Origin of the sequence: Paraburkholderia sp. (assembly GCF_004298475.1) — a bacterium.
Lineage (GTDB): Bacteria > Pseudomonadota > Gammaproteobacteria > Burkholderiales > Burkholderiaceae > Paraburkholderia > Paraburkholderia denitrificans.
The window spans coordinates 1-1,578 of the sequence record NZ_SCRP01000036.1 but is presented as its reverse complement, the minus strand read 5'-3'; the positions used below and the strand labels follow the sequence as shown (position 1 = coordinate 1,578).

Genomic DNA, 1,578 nt, shown 5'->3' with positions numbered 1-1,578 from the left:
TTACATGTTCGGATAGTTCGGCCCGCCGCCGCCTTCGGGCGTGACCCACACGATGTTCTGCGTCGGGTCCTTGATGTCGCAGGTCTTGCAGTGCACGCAGTTCTGCGCGTTGATCTGCAGACGGTCGCTGCCGTCTTCGTTCTTCACGAACTCATAGACCGCAGCCGGGCAGAAACGCGCCTCCGGGCCCGCATAGATGCGCAGGTTCACGTTCACCGGCACGCTCGCATCCTTCAGCGTCAGGTGCGCGGGCTGGTTTTCCTCGTGGTTCGTATTGGAGATGAACACCGAGGACAGACGGTCGAACGTGAGCTTGCCATCGGGCTTCGGATACTCGATCGGCTTGCACTGCGACGCGGGCTTCAGCATCTCGTTGTCGCGATGCTGGTGATGCAGCGTCCAGGGCACCTTGCCGCCGAAGAGTTTCTGCTCGATGCCCACCATCAGCGTGCCGAAATACAGGCCCTTGGCCATCCACTGCTTGAAGTTGCGCGCCTTGTACAGTTCCTCGTGCAGCCACGACTGCCTGAACGCTTCGGGATAGGCCGTGAGTTCGTCGTGCTGGCGGCCTGCCTGCACGGCTTCGAACGCGGCCTCGGCGGCCAGCATGCCGGTCTTGATCGCCGCATGGCTGCCCTTGATACGCGAGGCGTTCAGGAAGCCCGCATCGTCGCCCACCAGCGCGCCGCCCGGGAACGTGAGCTTCGGCAGCGACATCAGGCCGCCCGCCGTGAGTGCGCGCGCGCCATACGAAACCCGCTTGCCGCCTTCGAGGTACTTGCGGATCTCCGGGTGCGTCTTGTAGCGCTGGAATTCCTCGAACGGCGACAGGTACGGGTTCGTGTACGCGAGGCCGACGACAAAACCGACCATCACCTGGTTGTTGTCGATGTGATAGAGGAACGAGCCGCCATAGGTGTGGGCGTCGAGCGGCCAGCCCGCGGTGTGGACGACGAGACCGGGCTGGTGCTTCGCCGGATCGATTTCCCAGAGTTCCTTGATGCCGATGCCGTAGACCTGCGGATCCGCGTTCTCGCCGAGCTTGAGCTTCTCGGTGAGCTGCCGGGCCAGATGGCCGCGCGCCCCCTCGCAAAAGAGCGTGTACTTCGCGTGCAGTTCCATGCCGAGCTGGAAGCTCCCGGTCGGCTCGCCATCCTTGCCGATGCCCATGTTGCCGGTGGCGACGCCCATCACCGAACCGTCTTCGGCGTAAAGAATTTCGGCCGCCGGAAAGCCCGGGAAGATCTCCACGCCGAGCGCTTCAGCCCTTGTCCCAAGCCAGCGCGTGACGTTCGCGAGGCTGATGACGTAGTTGCCGTGGTTCTTGAAGTTGTCCGGCAGCGCCCAGTTGGGCACCGATTTCGCGCCGGTTTCCGAGAGGAACAGGAAGCGGTCTTCCGTGACCTCGACGGTCACCGGCGCGCCCTGTTCCTTCCAGTCGGGGATCAGTTCGCTGAGCGCGCGCGGGTCCATGACCGCGCCCGAGAGGATATGCGCCCCGATTTCCGAGCCTTTTTCCAGGACGCACACGCCGATCTCGACGCCTTTTTCCTGCGCCAGTTGCTTCAGGCGGATCGC

Annotated in this window: 1 protein-coding gene; it reads right to left on the bottom strand. The window is 63.8% G+C overall.

From position 1 onward, the window contains the following. On the bottom strand, positions 1–1,578 hold a 1,578-nt coding region (locus EPN59_RS19115), incomplete at its 5' end, for an electron transfer flavoprotein-ubiquinone oxidoreductase (RefSeq protein WP_293046610.1).